This is a genomic window from Burkholderia sp. BCC0397 (assembly GCF_902832865.1).
Classification (GTDB): domain Bacteria; phylum Pseudomonadota; class Gammaproteobacteria; order Burkholderiales; family Burkholderiaceae; genus Burkholderia.
The window spans coordinates 562,708-581,439 of record NZ_CADFDL010000003.1 but is presented as its reverse complement, the minus strand read 5'-3'; the positions used below and the strand labels follow the sequence as shown (position 1 = coordinate 581,439).

The window sequence follows — 18,732 nt, the reverse complement described above, 5'->3', positions numbered from 1 at the left end:
CGCTGAATTTGCGGTACGTCCCGATCGGGCCCGGTGCCATGAGGGCAATGGGCCCGAACGATTTGCGCCGGAATCGTTGGAAGAAGGGTGACGGCTGTCCGTCGATGTGTCGCAGCATTCCTCGTACATATGTTCCGGACCGTGTTCGATTATCGTCCTGGGCGCCTGGTCGGAATGAAATCGCAAGAGTATTAACTTTTTATTCGGCGAAAATCGCAGTAGTGCGCGGAGTCTGCTTTCGTCAAGCGATTCCGGCACTCATTATCAAATTGGGGAGTTATCCGAGGCGTGTTGCCCGATCGTATTTGTCGGGCGATGATTCGTATCGCTTTCGATTGATTCAGCAGTACCGAGCGCTGGTCCCTCAAAACCGGATCGCCGCGATTGCCGTATCGCGCCGAAGTATTCGACACCTGAATGCGCTCGATTTCGTCAGGACTGCGGCATGTCACTTGTGCCGCGGCCCGAACGGCCGCTGCTGCACATCGGCGCCGTGCGCGACGATCGCCATCCCCTCCGGCACTTCCTCCCACGCACCGCGCAGGTCGACGAGCGGCTCCGACACGACCATGAACGCATCATCGCCGGCTTCGGCGATACGCGGGTTATGCGGATACAGCGCGTGCAGGTGCTTGAACGACGTGCTGTGGAACAGCGAGCGCGATTGCCGTTCGCTCGAGTAACGCACCGCGACGATCCGTTCGCCATCGGTTGCGCAGATCGTCATGTTGAGCGGATCGGCGACGCGATGCCGCGCGGCGGTTTCCTCCACCACGCCGACCATCCGTTCGAGCGCCGGCAGCGGCGCCTGCTCGAGACCGTACGTCAGCGCGAGGCGGAACATCAGCTCGGAGTCGGTCGAGCCTTCGAGCGTCGGGAACAGCGCGGGATCGACCTTCATCGTCAGGTCGCGGCGCAGCTTGTGGAAGTCGCGGATCAGCCCGTTGTGCGCGAACAGCCAGCGGCCGTGGCGGAACGGATGGCAGTTGGTTTCCTGCACGGGCGTGTCGGTCGCCGCGCGAATGTGTGCGATGAACATCCGCGAGCGGATCGCACGCGCGGCTTCGCGCAGGTTGCGGTCGTTCCATGCGGGATGCACGGAGCGATAGCGGAACGGGAGTTCGTCGGGATGCCCGTACCAGCCGATGCCGAAGCCGTCGCCGTTGGTGGTCGTGGCGCCCAGCTCCGAATGCAGGCTCTGGTCGATCAGCGAATGCTTCGCGCGGAACAGCACGGTTTCCAGATGGATCGGATTACCCGTATAGGCGAGCCAGCGGCACATGGAGCGCTCCTTCACGATGTATCGTTCGCGCATGGTAGCCGACTCTGCGCCGTTGCCGCGTCCAAGCAAATCACCCGCAATCTTCATACATCGCAGGCCGTACGCGCGAAGCGCAACCGCCCGGCCACGCGGCCGGGTGTCATGCAACGCGGCAGTTCGGCGCGGTGCGGCACGAGAGCGGTGCCGCACCGCGCCGGTTCAGTCGCCGAGCGCGTCCATCACACGCGCCGAATAGACCAGCGCCGCGCCCGCATTCAGCGCAATCGCGACGCCGAGCGCTTCCGCCACTTCCTCCCTGGTCGCGCCATGCTTGGCGGCTTCGGCCGTATGCACGGCGATACAGCCGTCGCAGCGCGTCGTGACGGCCACCGCGAGCGCGATCAGCTCGCGCGTCTTCGCGTCGAGATGGCCGGTCTTGGCGCCCGCGCCGGACAGCGCCTTGTAGCCGGCCAGCGTATCGGGCGACAGCTTGGCGATGTCGCCGATACGCGTCGAGAGTTCCTTCCGGTATTCGTTCCAGTTCAGCATGATGCGTCCTTGTCGAGAAGAGTGAGGAGGGCGGCGGGCGCCGCGACTCGGGCGATGCAAGGCTATTCTGATCGCTCGCGCTGAGGGTTTCGATACGCTAGAGTGTCAATTTTTAGCGCAATCGTCTCATGGATGCGTTGAGTCAACTGCTGTCGCTGGGTCGCAGCCATGTCGAGCTCGACGTGCGCTGCCTGCTCGACGGCCCGTTCGCGATGCCGCACGACCCGCTGCCGCCCGGCGAGGCGGCGTTCCATCTGGTGCTGGCCGGAACCTGCCGGCTGCGTGCCGCCGACGGACGCACGCTGCAACTCGCCGACGGCGATTTCGTGCTGCTGCCCGCGGGCGGCGCGCACGACCTGCTCGACGCAGCGGGCAGCCGATCGAAGCCGCTCGTGCCGCTGCGCGATTCGGGCGCCGGCGATGGCGCGGTGCTGCCGGTCAAGTCGAATCTCGATCCGGCCGAACCGGGCAGCGCGAGCGTGGATCTGCTCTGCGGACGGTTCGTCTATGCGCGCGGCGCGGGCGAACTGCTGATGCGCACGCTGCCGCAGGTGCTGCACGTCGGGTTGCGCGACGCATCGGGGGCCGCGCCGCTGCAACTGCTGACGAGCGTGCTGCGTACCGAGGCGTCGAACGTGCAGCCGGGCGCCGGCGCGATCGTGAACGCGCTCGGGCAGGCGCTGCTCGCGTATGCACTGCGCGCATACGGCCGCGGCGCGCGCGTGCCGTCCGGCTGGCTTGCGCTCGCGGCCGATGCGCGCCTCGGCCCGTCGGTGCAGGCCGTGCTGCAGACGCCGGCGCAGCCGTGGACGGTCGAATCGCTCGGCGCCGCGGCGGCGATGTCGCGCGCGACCTACGCGCGGCATTTCCGCGAGAAGGCCGGGATGAGCGTCGGCGCATTCATCGCGCAGATCCGGATGATGCATGCGTGCGCGCTGCTGCAGGACACGCAGCGCGGGCAGGCAGAGATCGGGCAGGCGGTCGGCTACCAGTCCGAAGCCGCGTTCGGCAAGGCATTTCGCGCGGTGCTCGGCACGACGCCGGGGCGCTGGCGGCGCGCGCGGCGCGAAACGTGAGCATGCAAGCACGCCCGTCGTGACGCGCGCCAAAGCTGCTACCATGCGCAAAACGCAGTTCTACCAAAACGATTTCGAACAACAAGAAAGAGAGGGCAAAGCAATGAACCAGACCACCATCCAGCAACCGTCGTTCGCGTTCGTGGCCGCGTCGTGGGCCGCGCTGCTCGCCGGTTTCGCGGCCTTCCTGATCGGGCTCTGGAACGCCGGCATGCAGCTCAACGAGAAGGGCTACTACTTCACCGTGCTGGTGTTCGGCCTCTATGCGGCGATCTCGCTGCAGAAGAGCGTGCGCGACCGCGCGGAAGGCATTCCCGTCACCGGCATCTACTACGGCCTCAGCTGGATCGCGTTGCTGCTGTCGATCGCGCTGCTGATCGTCGGCCTTTTCAACGCGACGCTGCAGTTGAGCGAGAAGGGCTTTTACGCGATGTCGTTCGTGCTCGCGCTGTTCGGCTCGGTGGCCGTGCAGAAGAACACGCGCGACTTGCAGAATGCGAAGCCGCGCTATACCGACGCCGATTCCGCGCCGTCGATCCAGGAGTGACGGCACGTGCAACGGGCGCCCGCCGAGGCCGCCCGTTGCGCGACGATGTCCGCGGTGGCCGCATTCGCCGGCGTGCTGCGGGAGCCGTCCTTTCGTTTCGTCCATGCCGTCGCGCATGACGATGGAGATATTCCGGATGCCGAACTTCACTGAAACCGCAGCGCGGACGCGCACGGCCGCCCGTTCCGTGGCCGCGCGTGCCGCGCTTGTGCTGGAGACCAACAACCTGCGCGGCGGCGCGGGCGTCGTGCAGGCCGTCGACAGCCTGAAACGCCTCGTGACGGCGCTGTCGAGACAGACCGTGCCGCCGGCCGCACTGGCGCAATGGATCATCACGCACGACGGCCTGCCCGCCGACGCGTGCGCGGAAATCGCCGCGCTGGCCGGCCGCCCGATCGACTTCGTCGAGATCGGTGCGAGCACCGGCTACTACGATGCAAAGAACGACGGCTTCGATCGCGTCGATGCCGATCGCTGCGACATCGTCGTATTCGGCGACGCCGATTGCCGGCCGGCCGACGATTGGCTCGAGCACCTGCTCGCGCCGTTCGCACGCGACGCGGGCGACGCGCCCGTCGCGGTGGCGGGGCGGACCAGCTACGCGCCCAACGTGCTCGGCATCGCGTTGACGTCAATCGATTTCATGTACTTCCCGAGCCCGCTGCGCGACGGCGCAACGCGCAATTTCTACGCGAACAACGTCGCGTTCCGGCGCGACGTGTTCGCGCAGTTCCGCTACGAGCCGCTCGACGGCGTCTATCGCGCGCATTGCCAGGTGATGGGGCTGCGGATGCAGGCGGCCGGCGTGGCCGTCGAATTCGCGCCGGCCGCGCACACCGAGCATCGGCTACCGGACACGCATCGCGAATCGCTGAAGCTGCGCTGGATGCGCGGCGAGGACAGCATCGGGCTGACGCCGTATCTCGTGAACGCGTACCTGCCGCGTCAATGGCAGTGGCTCGGTCGCAGCGGCCCGCTCGGCCCGTTCTGCGTGATGGCGATGCGGCTCGGCTACAGCCTGCGCGCACTGAATCGCCAGCAGTTGCCGCAACTGGGCGCCGTTCGCTATCTCGCGGCGGTCGGCGTCACGATCGCCGCGTCCGCCGTCGATACGCTCGGCGCGCTCGCGCGCGGTTTCGGGCTCACGGGACGCGCGTCGGCCCGGCGCGATCTCGACGCGCTGTCCTATCACCGTCATTGAAACGGCGCCGTGCATCGCGGCGGCGCGGCCACGACACTTCGACATCCTGATTCCCTTCCGACGACGACCATGCCCTCACTCGCCACCCGCGTTGCCTGTCTCGCCCTGTTTGCCGCCGGCGTTGGCGCCCATGCCGCACCGGTCGATCATGCGGGGCGCGGGATTTATCACTTCACGTCGCAAAGCGGCTGCCCGTTCGCGAATGCGGCCGCGTCGGACTGCAATCGTGTCGCGCTCGATGCGCCCGACGTCCACGCGAGCATCGATACCGATGCGCACGCGATCGTTTTCTCGAGCGATGCGAACCGTCGCACGAAGGACGTGCTCGGCGACGTGCTGCTGCAAGGCACGGGCGTCGATGCCGACGGGCGGCGCGTGCCGTTGAGCGTGCACGTTCTGCTGCGTCGCGACGGCACGAAATGGGATCGTGATGTGTACGTCCACGCGCCCGTGCGCGGCAAGTTCACCGATGTGCGGATCGATCCATATCGCGTGCGCGTGAAGGAGGGCGATCGCGAGCGCGACGTGCTCACGCCGGACGAAACGCTCGCGCTGTTTGCGCATCCGTCGCTCGCATCGCGGCTGGCGCGCCATCTCGTGAAAGTGCGTGCGACCGATCCGAAGCAACCGTCCGCGGATGACATCACGATCGCGCTCGGTGTCGGCGGCCTGACGAAGGCGGTCGCGCGCGCGAGCTTCACGTCGAATGCGCCGCGCGATGCCGATATCGATCGTGCGCTCGCGTCCGGTACGTGGTCGATCCGCTTCGATGCGCTGAGCAATCACATCCCGGTGTGGGTCGCACAGCGCGAGCTGTTCCTGTTCGGCCTCGACGGCAGCGCACTCGTGAAAGACGTGCGCGAACGCGGCTTTCGGAAGAACGACCGGATCGAGTTCGGCGCACGCGACGGCAGCGGCTATCTGCGCGTGAACGGCCGCGAGGAAGCCTTCGCGGGCGCGGCCGCCTCCGCGCATGCATTCATGCAGGAAAGCTTCGTCGGCCTGATTCTCGGCTGGCGTCGCGACCCGGCTGCTTCAGCCGCCGCTGCGACGCAATCTTCATCGACACGGGGCGAGCCGGCATGACCACGACAGGCGAGCTACCTGCGTCGTCGCAGGCCGCACACGGCGAGCGCTTCGACTGTCTCGATGCGCCCGCGCCGCGCGGTACGGCGCGGATGCGCGCGTATCTCGTCGATCGCATCAAGCGGGCGGCGATCCGGCAACTGCATCGCAGCCTGCATGGCGAGCGCTGGATGCTGCGCATGTACCTGATCGGTGAAGAAGCGACCGAGTGCGCGCTGCACGAGGACTGGACCGGACAGCCGCCGGACTGGCTTGCACCGCGCATCGAGCAGCATCTCGCGGACGAGCGTCGCCACGCGGCCGCGTTTGCCGATGCGCTGCGCCGGCGCGGCATCGACGCGTCGACCGGGCCGCACGCACCCGACTGGCTGAGCCGGCGCAAGATCATGCGATGGCGCCGGCTCGCGCAGCGCTACGCGCCGCATTTCGCGCAAGGCGTACTCGTGCCCGCGTATGCGACCGGCCTGTGCGCGGAACAGATGGCGATGCGCGTGCTCGCGCGCCACTGCGCGACGATCGGCGACGCGCATCCGCTGTATCCGTTGCTGTCGCGCGTGCTCGCCGACGAGACGCGGCACGTCCGGCTTTGCGCCGATACGCTGCGTCGCCTCGTCGAGCCGTCCGAGGCCGCGTCGCTCGCCGCGTTGCTGGACGAGATCCGCGCGATCGAAGCCGGTTTCGGCGTGACGGGCGCGCTGGCGATGTACGCGGCCGGGTGGATCCAGTCGCTTCGTCCGCGCGCATGATGCCGCGCATCGTCTATCTCGCGACGGCCGACGCGCGCGGCCATCTGATGCGCGCGCAACTGCTCGTGCATGCGTTGCGCGCGGCCGGCGCGCAGGTCGACGTGCTGACGACCTCCGATGCCGGGCAGGCGTTCCTCGCCGCGTTCGGCATCGACGCGGCCGTGCTGTCGAGGCACTACGCGGTGCAGTTCGACGAGCGGCAGAACATGCTGCGTGACGCGACCGATCGCAATGTCGCGCACTACGTGTTCCGGCCCACCCGCATGCTGCGCGACATCGCGCGGCTGCGTGCAATCGTTCGCGACTCGGATCTCGTGGTCAACGACTCGTTTCATCCGGCGCTGCTGTGCATGGGCGCGGTGCCGGGATGGCGGCGTCGCGTCGTTCACGTGTATGGCGGCAGCCTGCGCCGCGCGCTGACCGCGAATTTCGATGCACGGCTGCCGCGTGTGCTGGCGCGCGCTTTCGCGCGGATCGTCGACTGGCAGATCGATTCGGCGCTGGGCCGTATCGAGCACGATTTCGCGTACGACTTCGCCGACGACGCGCCGTGCTCGCACCGGCATCGCCGGCTGCCGACGCCGGTGCCGATCGTCGCCGAGCTGTTGGCGCCGGAACCCGCTGCCGCGGCCGTTTATCTGAATCCGCACTTCCGCGACGTCGCGCTCGCCGATGCACTGTCGGCCGGCATGCGCGACGCGGGGCTCGCCGCACACTGCGTGGGCGAGGGCTACGCCGGGCACGACGGCTGGACCGGCGTCGACGCCGACTGGCCGACGCGCGCCGCGCATGCGCCGCTGATCGTGTCGGCGCCCGGCATGGCCGCGCTGTCGATCGCGCGCGTGTATCGCCGCCCGATCCTGCTCGTGCAGACCGATCAGCCCGAACAGGCAAGCAACGCCGCGCGCGCGGCACGGCTGCAACTCGTGCACCGTGTCGTCACATGGCGGGGCGATGCGGCGGCATTCCGGCGCGAGGTCGGGCAGGCGTCGATCGAACTGATGCGCGATCCCGGTACGCCGGCGGGGACGCTCGCGGGCCGCGAGCATGCGCGTGCGCGTGTCGACGCGTGGGCATCGCACCTCCTCGCGTTGTGTCCGCATGCGCGGGCGGCCGAGGCGGAAACCCGATGCGAGGCACCGGCGCCGCGATGAATACGCGAATGTTGCATGACGATCGCCGGCCCGAGGTCCGGCAGATGGTGGCCGCGACATTCGGCATCGTCGCGGGCCTCGCGATCTTCTTTCTGCTGGAGCGCGGCGTCGCGCCTCGCTACGTGCTGGCCACGGCGATCGATGCGCGGATTCCGTTCATCGCGTGGTCGTGGTTCGTCTATGTCGCGTTCTTTCCGTTCGTGATTGCGCTCGCCGCGTATGCGCGGCCGTCTGCGTTCGCCGCGTTCAGGGAGGCCGTGCTGATCGCGTTCGTGCTCGGCGTGGCCTGCTTCCTGTTGTTTCCGGAAGCCGTGCCGCGGCCCGACATCGCGGAGATCGGCAATGCATTCGTGCGTCGGCGTCTTGCGCGTATGTGGCAGCTCGATCTTGCGGCCAACGGCTTCCCCAGCCTGCATGTTGCGGTCACGTGTCTGGCGTGCCGGATGCTGGCGGACCGGCGCCGGATCGTCGCGGCGGCGATCGGGCTGCTGATCTGCGCGTCGACGCTGACGCTCAAGCAGCATACGGTCGCCGACGTGCTGGGTGGGGTCGCGCTCGCGACGGTCAGTGCGCTGTGGGTCGAGCGGCATTCGCTGCGCAGGAGGCTCGCGTGACCGAGACGCAGGTTCACCGCGCCGGATCGAACCTCGGGCTCGCGCGGTTCGTGCCCGATCCCGTGCTGTTTCGCGTGAGCGCGGCGCGTGTCGGCGGGGCGCTGGCGGGTGACTGGCTGATGATTGCCGCCGCGTTTGCCGCTGCGATCGCGTTTGCGCATCCGCTTGCCTACGCATGCGCGGCGATCGTGATCGCGCGCAGCCAGCTCGCGCTCGCGGTCATGATGCACGAAGGGGCGCACGGGTTGCTCGCGCGGAACCGGCGCGTCAACGACGTGCTCGGGCAACTGCTCGCGGCCGGGCCGCTATGGCTGTCGCTGCGCACGTATCGGGCCGGCCATCTGAAGCACCATCGCGCGCCGATGCAGTCGGATGACCCCGTCGCGCTGCTGTTCGGCGTGCACGACTATCCGGTGACGCGCGGGCGATTGATCATCCGCCTGCTCGCGTACGCATGCGGGATCGGCTACGTGACGAGCGTCGTGAAGCTCGCGCGCGGCGCGTTCGCGCATGCGTTGCCGAAGGTCGAAAAATCGCGTGCGTATGCGGCGTGGGAGATCGCGTCGATGCTGGCCGGCAATGGCACGCTGTTCGGCGCGCTCGCGCTGGCCGGACATCCGCTGCTGTACGTCGCGTTGTGGATCGTGCCGTCCGTCACATTGTTGCCGCTCGCCGGGCAGGTGCGCGCGATCTTCGAGCACGCGGGGCTGCCGGCTGGCGCGGACCAGAGCCGCAACGCACGCACGATCGTCCGGCGTTCGTGGCAGACGTTCCTGTTTGGCCCGCACGCGATTCATTTCCATATCGAACATCATCTGTTCACGCGGATGCCGTTCCATAACCTGCCGGTCGTGCACCGGCAACTCGCGCGGCGGAAGCTGCTGCCTGACGGCAATTTGTATTCGGGATATGGTGCGGTGCTGTGGGATGTGAGTGTGCGGTGATCGGCCGGGATCAAGTCGCGCGCGACCGAGTGTGTGGCGAGCATCGTCGAGCATTCAAGCTCGACCGGCCAGGCGACAGACGCAAAAAAGCCTCCGCGAGGGAGGCTTTTTTGCACTATCGAAGATAGTTGGTAGGGTGGGAGGGACTCGAACCCTCGACTCTCTGATTAAAAGTCAGATACTCTAACCAACTGAGTTACCACCCCACGTTCTTGAAACCGGTCGGTTCGTTGCTTCAACAACTTGGGCAACGACCTAAAGAGCAAAAGATTATAGCGACGGGTTGCAGGACTGTCAACAACCCGTCACGATAATTATTTGATGGTTTCGAGCTTGCCCTGCGCCGTCTGCGCCGCGTTCGACCCGGCGTACTGCGACACGACCTGCTCGAACGTCTTCTTCGCGGCCGCCTTCTGGCCTTGCTCGAGCTGGTTCGTGCCGATCGCCACGAGGGCGTCGGCCGCGCGCGGGTGCTGCGGGAACTTGCTGACGATCCCTTGCCACGTCGCGGTCGAACCGCGGTAGTCGCGCAGCGCGTATTGCGCATTGCCGTACCAGTACTGCGCGGTCGGTTGATAGGGGCTCTGCGGATACTTCGCGATGAACGCGCGGAACGAAGCCGCCGCCGCCTTGAAGTTGCCGTTGCGGAACTGCTGCTGCGCCGCGCTGAGCGCATCCGTTTCACCCGGCTGCACGGTGCCTTCGACACCATCGATCGTCGCCTGCTGCGGCTCGAACTTCTTGAGCCGCGTGTCGAGATCCTGGTAGTACTCCTTCTGCTGCCGCTCGAGCGTCGTCAGCCGGTTCGTCAGATCCTCGTTCTCGCCGCGCAGCGTCGCGACCTGCTGGTTCAACTGGTCGAGACGGCCGGATTGATCGAGGATCGTACGCTGGGCGGCGGACAACTGGCTCGCCAGGTTGTCGGTCTTGCTGCGCAGGTCGAGCACGGCGCGGCGCGCTTCGTTGTCGTCGAACACGCCGGCGTGCGCCGGCGCGGCCGACCACGCCGCGCCGACGACGCAGAAGGTTGCGGCTGCGCGCAGCCAGGTTACACGGTGCGTCATACGGCGATTCTTCCGTTACTTACTGTTGGTAGACGAGGTCGGCGCGACGGTTCTGCGCCCACGATGCTTCGTCGTGACCCGTTGCCTGCGGCTTTTCCTTGCCGAGGCTCACGGCTTCCATCTGCGAATCGTTCACGCCGAGCAGGGCCATTGCGCGACGGACGGCTTCCGCACGCTTCTGGCCCAGCGCGAGGTTGTACTCGCTCGTGCCGCGTTCGTCGGTGTTGCCCTGGATCAGCACGTGGCGCTGCGGATGGCTCTTCAGGTACTGAGCGTGTTGCTGCATCAGCGGCTGATACTCGTCCTTGACCGAATAGCTGTCGAAGTCGAAGTAGATGCTGCGCTTCGCGAGCGGGCTGTTCGGGTCGTTCAGCGGATCGACGTTCACTTGCGCGACGTTGTCGGCGCTCGGCTGCGTGCTCATCGCACCCGCGTTGTTCGCCTTGTCGTCGAGCTTCACGCCCGACTTGCACGCTGCGAGCGCACTGATCATCATCACGGCCAGGGCCAGACGAGCTTTATTCGACATCATGGTTACTCTCCTTGTGGTCATTGCATGAAGGGCCCCCACGACGGCTCGCGAACGGAGCCGCCCTGGACGGACAGGATCTGCGGCGGCGCGCTGCCGTCGGAGGGCACTGCAGCCAGAACATTGCGACCACCCGACTGGGTAGCGTACAGAAGATACTGGCCGTTTGCCGCGAAGCTCGGCGACTCGTCGCGATTGGTATTCGTGATGGCGTTCGCCGCGCCAGATTGCAGATCCTGAACGTACAGCTTGAAGCCCCCACCCGTGCGGGAGATGTAGGCGAGCAGCTTGCCGTCCGGGCTGATACGCGGGCTCGTGTTGTAGCTGCCGGTGAAGGTCACGCGTTGTGCCGAGCCGGCGCTTTCACCCTGCGCGGGCATCCGGTAGATCTGCGGCGCACCGCCGCGATCGCTCGTGAAGTAGATCCAGCGGCCGTCCGGTGAGTAGAACGGTTCGGTGTCGATCGAGCTGCTCTGCGTGAGACGGCGCAGGCCGCCGCCGTTCGCGTTGACCGTATAGATTTGCGTATTGCCCGTCAGCGACAGCGCGACGGCAAGCGTGTTGCTGTCCGGCGACCACGCCGGTGCGCTGTTGTTGCCCTTCTGGTCGGAGACCATGTAGCGGCGGCCGGTCGGCAGGTCGTGGATGTAGACGATCGGCTTCTTGCGTTCGAACGACACGTATGCGACCTTCGTGCCGCTCGGCGACCAGGCCGGCGAGATGATCGGTTCGGTGCTCGACAGCGCGATGCGCGCGTTCTGGCCGTCCGAATCGGAAATCTGCAACTGGTAGCGGTTGCCGGTCTTGATCACGTACGACAGGCGCGTGGCGAAAACGCCGCGCACGCCGAGCAGCTTCTGGTAGATGTAGTCGGCGATCTTGTGACCGGCCGTGCGCAGCGTGGTGTCGGTAGCCGTCAGCGACAGGCCGCCGAGGCTTTGCTGCTTCACGGTGTCGTACAGGATGAAGTTGACCTTGTACTGGCCGTTCGCCTCGCGGTTCACGCTGCCGGCGACGAACGCGTTCGCGCCCTTGGCCTTCCAGGCGCCGAGATCGACCGATGCGGTCTCGGGCACGGGCGTGCTGCCGGCGTCGATGTTGGTGAATTTGCCGCTGCGGGCGAGGTCGGCACGGACGATCGACGTGACCTGCTGCGGCAGGTTCGCCTCGTTCGTGAAGTTCGCGGTGGCAATGGGGAACTGGGTCGACCCGACACCGGTGATCAGCACGTTGACCTGGGCGTTAGCGGCGCTGCCCGCCGTGATCAGACACGAGGCCACGAGTGCCCTGAAACCTAGCTTTGTCATCAAACTCATGCTTCTTGCTTCCCGTATGGCTTGGATCGCTGCGCAACGGCAGAGACAGTAAAAATACCCGATTCGTTCCCATCTGACAGCGACGCCCGGAGTGTAAGCGCATTTCGTTTCACTCCGCCGCCTTGAAGGTAATCGTAATGTCAGACGGGGTACGACCGTTAGAATCGGGCGGCAACGGGACCGATGCGTGGATCGCACTGACCACGGCTTGATCCCACCCCGAATTCCCGCTCGAGCGGGAGACCGATGCGCTCAATACGTCACCGGACGGCGTGCACCGAATCTTGACGACGGTGGTCAGGCCTGCCCGCTCGCCGCCCCAAACGATGTTCGGCTTGACGCGGCGGCGCACCTTGTCGGCATAGCCGGGCGTGGCGGCATTGCCGCCGGAGCCCGTGCCGGTGCCACTTTTCGCGAGGCCTTCGCCGCCGCCTTCACCGGCGCCGGACAGCCCCTGCATCTGTGCGAGGCGCGCGTTGCGCTCGCGGTCGAGCTTCGCGTTCGCCGCCGCATTGGCCTTCGCGTGCGCCGCGGCTTCGGCCTTCGCCTTGGCCTGCGCTTCCGCCTTTGCCTTCGCGGCCGAGTCGGCCTTCGCCTTCGCCGCCTGCTGCGCTTCGAGCTGCGCCTGCTTTTGCTGCTGGAGTTTCTGCTGTTCGAGCTTCTGCTGCTCGGCGAGCTGCTGTTGCTTGAGCTTGTCGGCCTGCTTCTGCTTGTCGCGTTCCGCGGCTTTCTGTGCGGCGAGCGCGGCGGCCTGTTGCGCGGCGAGCTGCGCGCGCCGGGCTTCCTCTTCCTGCTGGGCCTTCAGTTGCTGCGCGCGGCGCTGCTGCTCGAGCAGCGCTTCGCGCGCGACCGCTTCCTGCTGACGCTTCTTCTGCTGCAGCGCGATGTCGGCCTGTTCGTCGCGCACCGGCGGAGGGGGCGGCGCGACCTTCGCGGGCGGCGTGGGCGTGACGACGGGCCGCGGCGCGGGGACGTCGGGCACTTCGGTCCACAGCTCGGCTTCGGCGCCGGCCGGCGTGCTGTTCTGCCACTGCACGCCGTGATAGAGGAACAGCGCGAGCAGCACGTGCATCAGCGCGGCGAGCGCGAACGCGCGCCACGTCCCGCGCTCGCGAGGAGGCTGGAGCGGGTACGCGGATCTGCGCGTGGATTGCTGCCGGTTCATTGCGATTTGACGAGGAGGCCGACGCGCTTGACGCCGCGCGCCTTCAGATCGGACATCACGGTCATGACGGCATCGTACTGCACGGTCTTGTCGGCTGCGATCACGACCGGCTGGTCAGGGTGATCGGCCTGCCGGGCCGAGATGAAGCTGTCGAGCTCGGCCTTCGTCATCGTGTCTTCCTGGGTCGCGCCCGAGTCGCCCTTGTACTTGACGCTCATCGTGCGGTTGGCCTTGATGTTGACGACGACGGGCGGCGTCTGCTCCTGCGGTGCGGCATTGCCGACGGTCGGCAGGTTGATGATCGACGGGGCGACGAGCGGTGCGGTGACCATGAAGATCACGAGCAGCACCAGCATCACGTCGATGTACGGCACGACGTTGATGTCGGCCATTGCGCGGCGCGAGCGGCCGCCGCGCATGCTGGATCGGATGGGGCTTCCTGCCATGGCGCGCTCCTTACTGGGCCTGACGCTGCAGGATGTTCGAGAACTCTTCGATGAAGGTCTCGAAGCGGATCGCGAGGCGGTCGATGTCGTGCGCGTAGCGGTTGTACGCGACCACCGCCGGAATCGCGGCGAACAGGCCGATCGCGGTGGCGACCAGCGCCTCGGCGATGCCCGGCGCGACGTTCGCGAGCGTGGCCTGCTGCACGTTCGCGAGGCCGCGGAACGAATTCATGATCCCCCAGACCGTGCCGAACAGACCGATGTACGGGCTGACCGAGCCGACCGACGCGAGGAACGCGAGGTTGGCTTCGAGCACGTCCATTTCACGCTGGAACGACGCGCGCATCGCGCGGCGGGCACCGTCGAGCACGAGGCCCGGATCGCTGAGGCGCTTTTCCTTCGCCTTCAGGAATTCGCGCATCCCCGATTCGAAGATCCGCTCGAGGGCGCCGATCGTATGGCGGTTGTTGGCTGCGCTCTGGTACAGCGCCTGCAGGTCGCCGCCCGACCAGAAATCCTTCTCGAAGCGTTCGGTCTGCGCGCGCGCGCGGCGGATCGCGAACCACTTGCGGAAGATGAAGGTCCACGACATCAGCGACAGCAGCAGCAGCAGTCCCATCACGGCCTGGGCCAGCACGCTCGCGTTGAGCACGAGGGAAATGATCGACAGGTCTTGAGCAGTATTCATAGAGGTTTGAGTAACGTGCCTTCGCGGGTGCCCCGCAAGGGCGTCCGGTGTGCGTGCGGCGCGGCGCGCCGGCCATGCCTGACGCCGAACCTTGCTTAGTATCGAATCAGAACGGCAAGTTCATAGGCTTTGTCTAAACGGTGCTCATGCGAGCTTCGTTGACAAATCAGGTTGCCCGGCGTCGATGACGGGCCCGCGGTGCAGCGCGTCGAGCACGGCCGGCGGGATGGCCGCGGGCCGAATGCCGTGACGGTCGACGCAGCCGAGGCGGATGTGCCCGGCCACGAGCAGCGTGTCGCCACACCAGGCTTCCTGCGTGAATTCCACCGACGCGCGGCCGATGCGTCCGGGCCGGTTCGTGATCGTCAGCGTGTCGTCGAGTCGCGCCGGCGCGCGGTAGTCGAGCGACGTGCTGCGCACGATGAAGATCGCACCGGTATCGTCGGCGAGCCGACGCTGGTCGACGCCGCATGCGCGAAGCCACTCGGTGCGGGCGCGCTCGAAGAACTTCAGGTAGTTGGCATAGAAGACGATGCCGCCTGCATCGGTATCCTCGTAGTACACGCGCACCGGCCAGGTAAAGCCGGACGGCGCTTCCGGGGAGCGGGTAGGCTGAGTCATGGCGCGCATTCTACCGGAAGGCAAAGACCGGATTCGTAACCGATTCGTAACGGAATGTAGTGCGCCGTAGCATACCGCGGGCCGGCCGGGGGCCGGGCCCGCGAGGCTTCAGCCGCGGTGGACGGTCGGGCCGCCGGGCGCCTGCGCGACCGGCATCAGCTCGATCGTGTTGACGTTGACGTACGCCGGGCGCGTCGCGATCCAGTAGATCGTATCGGCGATGTCCTCGGGCATCAGCGGCTGCACATTGTTGTAGACGTTCGCCGCCTTCGCGTCGTCGCCGCGATAGCGGACGTTCGAGAACTCGGTGCCGCCGCACAGGCCCGGCTCGATGTCGGTGACGCGCAACGGCGTACCGAGCAGGTCGGCGCGCAGGTTCAGGCTGAATTGCCTGACGAAAGCCTTCGTCGCGCCGTAGACGTTCCCGCCCGCATAAGGGTACGAACCCGCAACCGAACCGATATTGAAGATATGGCCGCGACCGCGCTCGACCATGCCGGGCAGCAGCGCGTGCGTGACGGTGACGAGGCCCGCGCAGTTCGTGTCGATCATCGTCCGCCATTCGTCGAGGCTCGCCTTGTGGGCAGGCTCGACGCCGAGTGCGAGACCGGCGTTGTTGACGAGCACGTCGAGCGCGGCGAATTCGGCGGGAAGGGCGGCCGGCACGGCTTCGACGGCCGCGCGGTCGCGCACGTCGAGCTCGAACGGCAGCAGCGCGTCGCCGAGTTCGGCCGCGAGCGCATCGAGACGATCCTTGCGGCGTGCGGTGGCGACGACGCGATGGCCGCCCTTGACGAAGGCACGGGAGATGGCGGCGCCGAAGCCGGCGGACGCGCCTGTGACGAACACGATCATTGCTGCTCCTGGTCGGTAACGTAATAGCGGGTGGAATCCCGCAAGCCTACTGAGAATGCCGCACCGCGGCAAGGCGGCAAAGCGTTTCGGCACGGGCGCGTAGAATCTGGCCCCCATTGATTCGGGCGCACTGCCGTGCGGTTGCCTATTCATGACGCATCCAATACACTAATGCGCTCATCACCCCTGCGTGACTGGCGATAGAACCCTTCGGGTTCAAGGTGGAGCATCCCACCGTGAAGCGCGGGGCGCCGTTTTTGCCGTTCGCCTGGGCAGCCGTTGTGCGCCGTCGCGTGCATCGCTGGTGGCTGTCCTGCCTCGCGTCATACGGATTCTTCCGCCACGTCGAGCTGGTCTCGCCAGCAGCGCACCGTACTTGGCCACTCCGGTCAACCTGTACACACTTAACGGAAACCGTATGTTTGACAGAGCCCAAAGCACCATCGCGAACGTCGATCCCGAAATCTTTGCAGCGATCGAGCAGGAAAACCGCCGCCAGGAAGATCACATCGAGCTGATCGCGTCGGAAAACTACACGAGCCCGGCCGTGATGGCCGCGCAGGGTTCGCAGCTCACGAACAAGTACGCGGAAGGGTATCCGGGCAAGCGCTACTACGGCGGCTGCGAGTACGTCGACGTGGTCGAGCAACTGGCGATCGACCGTGTGAAGCAGCTGTTCGGCGCGGAAGCCGCGAACGTGCAGCCGAACTCGGGTTCGCAGGCGAACCAGGGCGTGTTCTTCGCGATGCTCAAGCCGGGCGACACGATCATGGGCATGAGCCTCGCGCACGGCGGCCACCTGACGCACGGCTCGCCGGTGAACATGTCGGGCAAGTGGTTCAACGTGGTGAGCTACGGCCTGAACGAAAACGAAGACATCGACTACGACGCGGCCGAGCAGCTCGCGCAGGAACACAAGCCGAAGCTGATCGTCGCGGGCGCGTCGGCGTTCGCGCTGAAGATCGATTTCGAGCGTCTGGCGAAGATCGCGAAGTCGGTGGGCGCGTACCTGATGGTCGACATGGCGCACTACGCGGGCCTGATCGCGGCGGGCGTGTACCCGAACCCGGTGCCGCACGCGGATTTCGTGACGACGACGACGCACAAGAGCCTGCGCGGCCCGCGCGGCGGCGTGATCCTGATGAAGGCCGAGTACGAGAAGCCGATCAACTCGGCGATCTTCCCGGGGATCCAGGGCGGCCCGCTGATGCACGTGATCGCGGCGAAGGCAGTGGCGTTCAAGGAAGCGCTGTCGCCGGAGTTCAAGGAATATCAGCAGAAGGTCGTCGAGAACGCACGCGTGCTGGCCGAAACGCTGGTCAAGCGCGGGCTGCGGATCGTGTCGGGCCGCACGGAAAGCCACGTGATGCTGGTCGACCTGCGCGCGAAGAACATCACGGGCAAGGCAGCGGAAGCGGCGCTCGGCGCGGCGCACATCACGGTGAACAAGAACGCGATCCCGAACGACCCGGAAAAGCCGTTCGTGACGAGCGGCGTGCGCCTCGGTTCGCCGGCGATGACGACGCGCGGTTTCGGGCCGGCGGAAGCCGAGCAGGTGGGCAACCTGATTGCCGACGTGCTGGAGAACCCGGAAGACGCAGCGACGATCGAGCGCGTGCGCGTGCAGGTCGCCGAGCTGACCAAGCGTTTCCCGGTCTACCGCTGATCGCCGATGCGCTGCCCGTTCTGCCGGCATGACGACACGCAGGTCGTCGACTCGCGCGTGTCCGAAGATGGCGCCGCGATTCGGCGGCGCCGTCGCTGCTCGGCTTGCGACAAGCGCTTCACGACGTACGAGCGGGTCGAGTTGTCCCTGCCGTTCGTCGTGAAGAAGGACGGCAGCCGCACGGAATTCGACCGTCGCAAGATCGTCGCCAGCATGCAACTCGCGCTGCGCAAGCGGCCGGTTGCCGCCGACGCGATCGACGCGGCGGTCGCCCGCATCGAATATCAACTGCTCGCGACTGGCGAGCGTGAAGTGCGTAGCGAGAAGCTGGGCGAACTCGTGATGAACGAGTTGCGCGGCCTCGATACGATTGCCTATGTCCGCTTCGCATCGGTGTATCGCCAGTTCGAGGACGTTTCCGAATTTGCCGACGTGATCGAAGAATTCCGTCGCGCCTCTCCCGCCAAGACCCCACGTAAGCGCTGACGCGCTGCGTTCGTTCATCGTCTGCTCCGTTGGTTCGATTCGCGCCGATTGTGTCGGCTGCGATCGCATGTCGCCAGTCGGCCGTTCGGCAAATGGCGCGCGTCCGCACACGTCGCTACAGTCGTCGCATCACCGTGACGGAGGACGATTGCGATGGAACGGGGCGCTCAATCCTTGAAGAATGTGGTGCAACGACCGGGCGGATTCACGCTCGTCGAGCTGATGGTCGCCATGTCGCTGGCGGCGGGGCTCGCGCTCTATGCGGTGCCCACGTTCGACCAGTGGCGCATGCGCGAACGCGTGGATGCCCGCTCGCGCGCGCTGCTCGGTGCGCTGTCGTTTGCGCGTGCCGAGGCAACGCGTCTCGGCGCGCGCGTCACGCTGTGCCGCGCCGGACGCGACGGCGCCTGTCTGCGTGCCGGTGAGCGCTGCGATCCGGCCGAATGGTCGTGCGACTGGATCGTCAGCGGGCAGGTCGACGGGCAGTCGCGCGTGCTGCGACGCTACCCGCGCGATGCCGAAGTGGTCGTCGCGGGCGCCGCGCATGAGTTGGCGTTCGCACCGCCGGTCGGTCAATCGATCGGCGGAATCCGGCGTTTCGAATTGCGTCCGCGGCGCAGCGTGCCCGGCGCCGACGACGCGCGCACATCGCGTTGCGTGCGGATTGCGGCAGGCGGCCGCGCGCGGATGGTCGCCGGCCGCTGCGACGCGGCGTGAT

The 18,732-nt window shown here is 66.7% G+C and carries 21 protein-coding genes, 1 tRNA gene and 1 riboswitch; of the genes, 11 read left to right on the top strand and 11 right to left on the bottom strand.

Annotated features, from left to right (window positions below):
* Nucleotides 1-448: 448 nt before the first annotated feature.
* Entirely contained in the window at nt 449-1,282 is an 834-nt protein-coding gene (locus HWX03_RS12850) for a class II glutamine amidotransferase (protein WP_175871622.1), read from the bottom strand.
* Between the two features lie 198 nt (nt 1,283-1,480).
* Complete coding sequence (locus tag HWX03_RS12845; protein ID WP_114176220.1) at nt 1,481-1,810, bottom strand: carboxymuconolactone decarboxylase family protein; 330 nt, start codon at nt 1,808-1,810, stop codon at nt 1,481-1,483.
* A 128-nt stretch (nt 1,811-1,938) separates the two neighbouring features.
* Between HWX03_RS12845 and HWX03_RS12840 the strand changes: the two genes are divergently transcribed.
* The 8 genes from HWX03_RS12840 to HWX03_RS12805 all read left to right on the top strand — a co-directional run bounded on the left by HWX03_RS12840 (nt 1,939) and on the right by HWX03_RS12805 (nt 9,178).
* Complete coding sequence (locus HWX03_RS12840) at nt 1,939-2,886, top strand: AraC family transcriptional regulator (protein ID WP_175871476.1); 948 nt, start codon at nt 1,939-1,941, stop codon at nt 2,884-2,886.
* A gap of 103 nt (nt 2,887-2,989) precedes the next feature.
* On the top strand, nt 2,990-3,433 hold the full coding sequence (yiaA, locus tag HWX03_RS12835) for an inner membrane protein YiaA (RefSeq protein ID WP_059642197.1): 444 nt from the start codon (nt 2,990-2,992) through the stop codon (nt 3,431-3,433).
* A gap of 136 nt (nt 3,434-3,569) precedes the next feature.
* Complete coding sequence (locus tag HWX03_RS12830; protein WP_175871475.1) at nt 3,570-4,634, top strand: glycosyltransferase family 2 protein; 1,065 nt, start codon at nt 3,570-3,572, stop codon at nt 4,632-4,634.
* Nucleotides 4,635-4,703: 69 nt separating this feature from the next.
* Nucleotides 4,704-5,720, top strand: a complete 1,017-nt coding sequence (locus tag HWX03_RS12825) for a hypothetical protein (RefSeq protein ID WP_175871474.1) — start codon at nt 4,704-4,706, stop codon at nt 5,718-5,720.
* The gene (locus HWX03_RS12820; protein WP_175871473.1) at nt 5,717-6,466 is read left to right on the top strand and encodes a hypothetical protein; all 750 of its coding nucleotides are present in this window, start codon (nt 5,717-5,719) and stop codon (nt 6,464-6,466) included. Before HWX03_RS12825 ends, HWX03_RS12820 begins: the two co-directional genes overlap by 4 nt.
* Nucleotides 6,463-7,620, top strand: a complete 1,158-nt coding sequence (locus HWX03_RS12815; RefSeq protein WP_175871621.1) for a hypothetical protein — start codon at nt 6,463-6,465, stop codon at nt 7,618-7,620. The genes HWX03_RS12820 and HWX03_RS12815 overlap by 4 nt, the downstream gene beginning before the upstream one ends.
* Before the next feature lie 8 nt (nt 7,621-7,628).
* On the top strand, nt 7,629-8,234 hold the full coding sequence (locus tag HWX03_RS12810) for a phosphatase PAP2 family protein (RefSeq protein ID WP_244132632.1): 606 nt from the start codon (nt 7,629-7,631) through the stop codon (nt 8,232-8,234).
* Nucleotides 8,231-9,178: a fatty acid desaturase family protein gene (locus tag HWX03_RS12805; RefSeq protein WP_175871471.1), complete on the top strand. Its 948-nt coding sequence runs from the start codon at nt 8,231-8,233 to the stop codon at nt 9,176-9,178. Before HWX03_RS12810 ends, HWX03_RS12805 begins: the two co-directional genes overlap by 4 nt.
* 129 nt (nt 9,179-9,307) lie before the next feature.
* Here the strand turns inward: HWX03_RS12805 and HWX03_RS12800 are convergent.
* The 9 genes from HWX03_RS12800 to HWX03_RS12760 all read right to left on the bottom strand — a co-directional run bounded on the left by HWX03_RS12800 (nt 9,308) and on the right by HWX03_RS12760 (nt 15,862).
* Nucleotides 9,308-9,384 (bottom strand) — tRNA-Lys (locus tag HWX03_RS12800).
* A 108-nt stretch (nt 9,385-9,492) separates the two neighbouring features.
* A complete protein-coding gene (ybgF, locus tag HWX03_RS12795) occupies nt 9,493-10,242 on the bottom strand; it encodes a tol-pal system protein YbgF (protein WP_085041826.1) in 750 nt (249 codons plus the stop codon).
* A gap of 19 nt (nt 10,243-10,261) precedes the next feature.
* Nucleotides 10,262-10,774, bottom strand: a complete 513-nt coding sequence (pal, locus tag HWX03_RS12790; RefSeq protein ID WP_174389422.1) for a peptidoglycan-associated lipoprotein Pal — start codon at nt 10,772-10,774, stop codon at nt 10,262-10,264.
* A 17-nt stretch (nt 10,775-10,791) separates the two neighbouring features.
* Complete coding sequence (gene tolB, locus HWX03_RS12785; protein ID WP_175871470.1) at nt 10,792-12,087, bottom strand: Tol-Pal system beta propeller repeat protein TolB; 1,296 nt, start codon at nt 12,085-12,087, stop codon at nt 10,792-10,794.
* A 109-nt stretch (nt 12,088-12,196) separates the two neighbouring features.
* Nucleotides 12,197-13,252, bottom strand: a complete 1,056-nt coding sequence (gene tolA, locus HWX03_RS12780) for a cell envelope integrity protein TolA (RefSeq protein ID WP_175871469.1) — start codon at nt 13,250-13,252, stop codon at nt 12,197-12,199.
* Nucleotides 13,249-13,698: a protein TolR gene (gene tolR, locus HWX03_RS12775; RefSeq protein ID WP_175871468.1), complete on the bottom strand. Its 450-nt coding sequence runs from the start codon at nt 13,696-13,698 to the stop codon at nt 13,249-13,251. The genes tolA and tolR overlap by 4 nt, the downstream gene beginning before the upstream one ends.
* 10 nt (nt 13,699-13,708) lie before the next feature.
* A complete protein-coding gene (tolQ, locus tag HWX03_RS12770) occupies nt 13,709-14,386 on the bottom strand; it encodes a protein TolQ (RefSeq protein WP_027783647.1) in 678 nt (225 codons plus the stop codon).
* A 144-nt stretch (nt 14,387-14,530) separates the two neighbouring features.
* A complete protein-coding gene (gene ybgC, locus HWX03_RS12765) occupies nt 14,531-15,016 on the bottom strand; it encodes a tol-pal system-associated acyl-CoA thioesterase (RefSeq protein WP_174431853.1) in 486 nt (161 codons plus the stop codon).
* A 99-nt stretch (nt 15,017-15,115) separates the two neighbouring features.
* The gene (locus HWX03_RS12760) at nt 15,116-15,862 is read right to left on the bottom strand and encodes an SDR family NAD(P)-dependent oxidoreductase (protein WP_175871467.1); all 747 of its coding nucleotides are present in this window, start codon (nt 15,860-15,862) and stop codon (nt 15,116-15,118) included.
* Between the two features lie 180 nt (nt 15,863-16,042).
* A riboswitch (ZMP/ZTP riboswitch) is annotated at nt 16,043-16,143 on the top strand.
* A gap of 137 nt (nt 16,144-16,280) precedes the next feature.
* Here HWX03_RS12760 and glyA point away from each other — a divergent pair.
* The 3 genes from glyA to HWX03_RS12745 all read left to right on the top strand — a co-directional run bounded on the left by glyA (nt 16,281) and on the right by HWX03_RS12745 (nt 18,731).
* Nucleotides 16,281-17,528, top strand: coding sequence for a serine hydroxymethyltransferase (gene glyA / locus HWX03_RS12755; protein ID WP_174431851.1), 1,248 nt, complete (start codon nt 16,281-16,283; stop codon nt 17,526-17,528).
* Nucleotides 17,529-17,534: 6 nt separating this feature from the next.
* A complete protein-coding gene (gene nrdR / locus HWX03_RS12750; protein WP_050011738.1) occupies nt 17,535-18,014 on the top strand; it encodes a transcriptional regulator NrdR in 480 nt (159 codons plus the stop codon).
* 153 nt (nt 18,015-18,167) lie between these two features.
* On the top strand, nt 18,168-18,731 hold the full coding sequence (locus HWX03_RS12745) for a GspH/FimT family pseudopilin (protein ID WP_175871466.1): 564 nt from the start codon (nt 18,168-18,170) through the stop codon (nt 18,729-18,731).
* Nucleotide 18,732 lies beyond the last annotated feature (1 nt).

Coding starts and splice junctions, on each gene's coding strand:
- ybgF (WP_085041826.1), bottom strand. CDS start 10,242: ATGACGCACCGTGTAACCTGGCTGCGCGCAGCCGCAACCTTCTGCGTC.
- tolB (WP_175871470.1), bottom strand. CDS start 12,087: ATGAGTTTGATGACAAAGCTAGGTTTCAGGGCACTCGTGGCCTCGTGT.
- HWX03_RS12850 (WP_175871622.1), bottom strand. CDS start 1,282: ATGTGCCGCTGGCTCGCCTATACGGGTAATCCGATCCATCTGGAAACC.
- HWX03_RS12840 (WP_175871476.1), top strand. CDS start 1,939: ATGGATGCGTTGAGTCAACTGCTGTCGCTGGGTCGCAGCCATGTCGAG.
- HWX03_RS12810 (WP_244132632.1), top strand. CDS start 7,629: ATGTTGCATGACGATCGCCGGCCCGAGGTCCGGCAGATGGTGGCCGCG.
- HWX03_RS12815 (WP_175871621.1), top strand. CDS start 6,463: ATGATGCCGCGCATCGTCTATCTCGCGACGGCCGACGCGCGCGGCCAT.
- HWX03_RS12820 (WP_175871473.1), top strand. CDS start 5,717: ATGACCACGACAGGCGAGCTACCTGCGTCGTCGCAGGCCGCACACGGC.
- HWX03_RS12830 (WP_175871475.1), top strand. CDS start 3,570: ATGCCGAACTTCACTGAAACCGCAGCGCGGACGCGCACGGCCGCCCGT.
- tolA (WP_175871469.1), bottom strand. CDS start 13,252: ATGAACCGGCAGCAATCCACGCGCAGATCCGCGTACCCGCTCCAGCCT.
- yiaA (WP_059642197.1), top strand. CDS start 2,990: ATGAACCAGACCACCATCCAGCAACCGTCGTTCGCGTTCGTGGCCGCG.
- ybgC (WP_174431853.1), bottom strand. CDS start 15,016: ATGCGCGCCATGACTCAGCCTACCCGCTCCCCGGAAGCGCCGTCCGGC.
- tolR (WP_175871468.1), bottom strand. CDS start 13,698: ATGGCAGGAAGCCCCATCCGATCCAGCATGCGCGGCGGCCGCTCGCGC.
- glyA (WP_174431851.1), top strand. CDS start 16,281: ATGTTTGACAGAGCCCAAAGCACCATCGCGAACGTCGATCCCGAAATC.
- tolQ (WP_027783647.1), bottom strand. CDS start 14,386: ATGAATACTGCTCAAGACCTGTCGATCATTTCCCTCGTGCTCAACGCG.
- pal (WP_174389422.1), bottom strand. CDS start 10,774: ATGATGTCGAATAAAGCTCGTCTGGCCCTGGCCGTGATGATGATCAGT.
- HWX03_RS12745 (WP_175871466.1), top strand. CDS start 18,168: ATGGAACGGGGCGCTCAATCCTTGAAGAATGTGGTGCAACGACCGGGC.
- HWX03_RS12760 (WP_175871467.1), bottom strand. CDS start 15,862: ATGATCGTGTTCGTCACAGGCGCGTCCGCCGGCTTCGGCGCCGCCATC.
- HWX03_RS12845 (WP_114176220.1), bottom strand. CDS start 1,810: ATGCTGAACTGGAACGAATACCGGAAGGAACTCTCGACGCGTATCGGC.
- HWX03_RS12825 (WP_175871474.1), top strand. CDS start 4,704: ATGCCCTCACTCGCCACCCGCGTTGCCTGTCTCGCCCTGTTTGCCGCC.
- nrdR (WP_050011738.1), top strand. CDS start 17,535: ATGCGCTGCCCGTTCTGCCGGCATGACGACACGCAGGTCGTCGACTCG.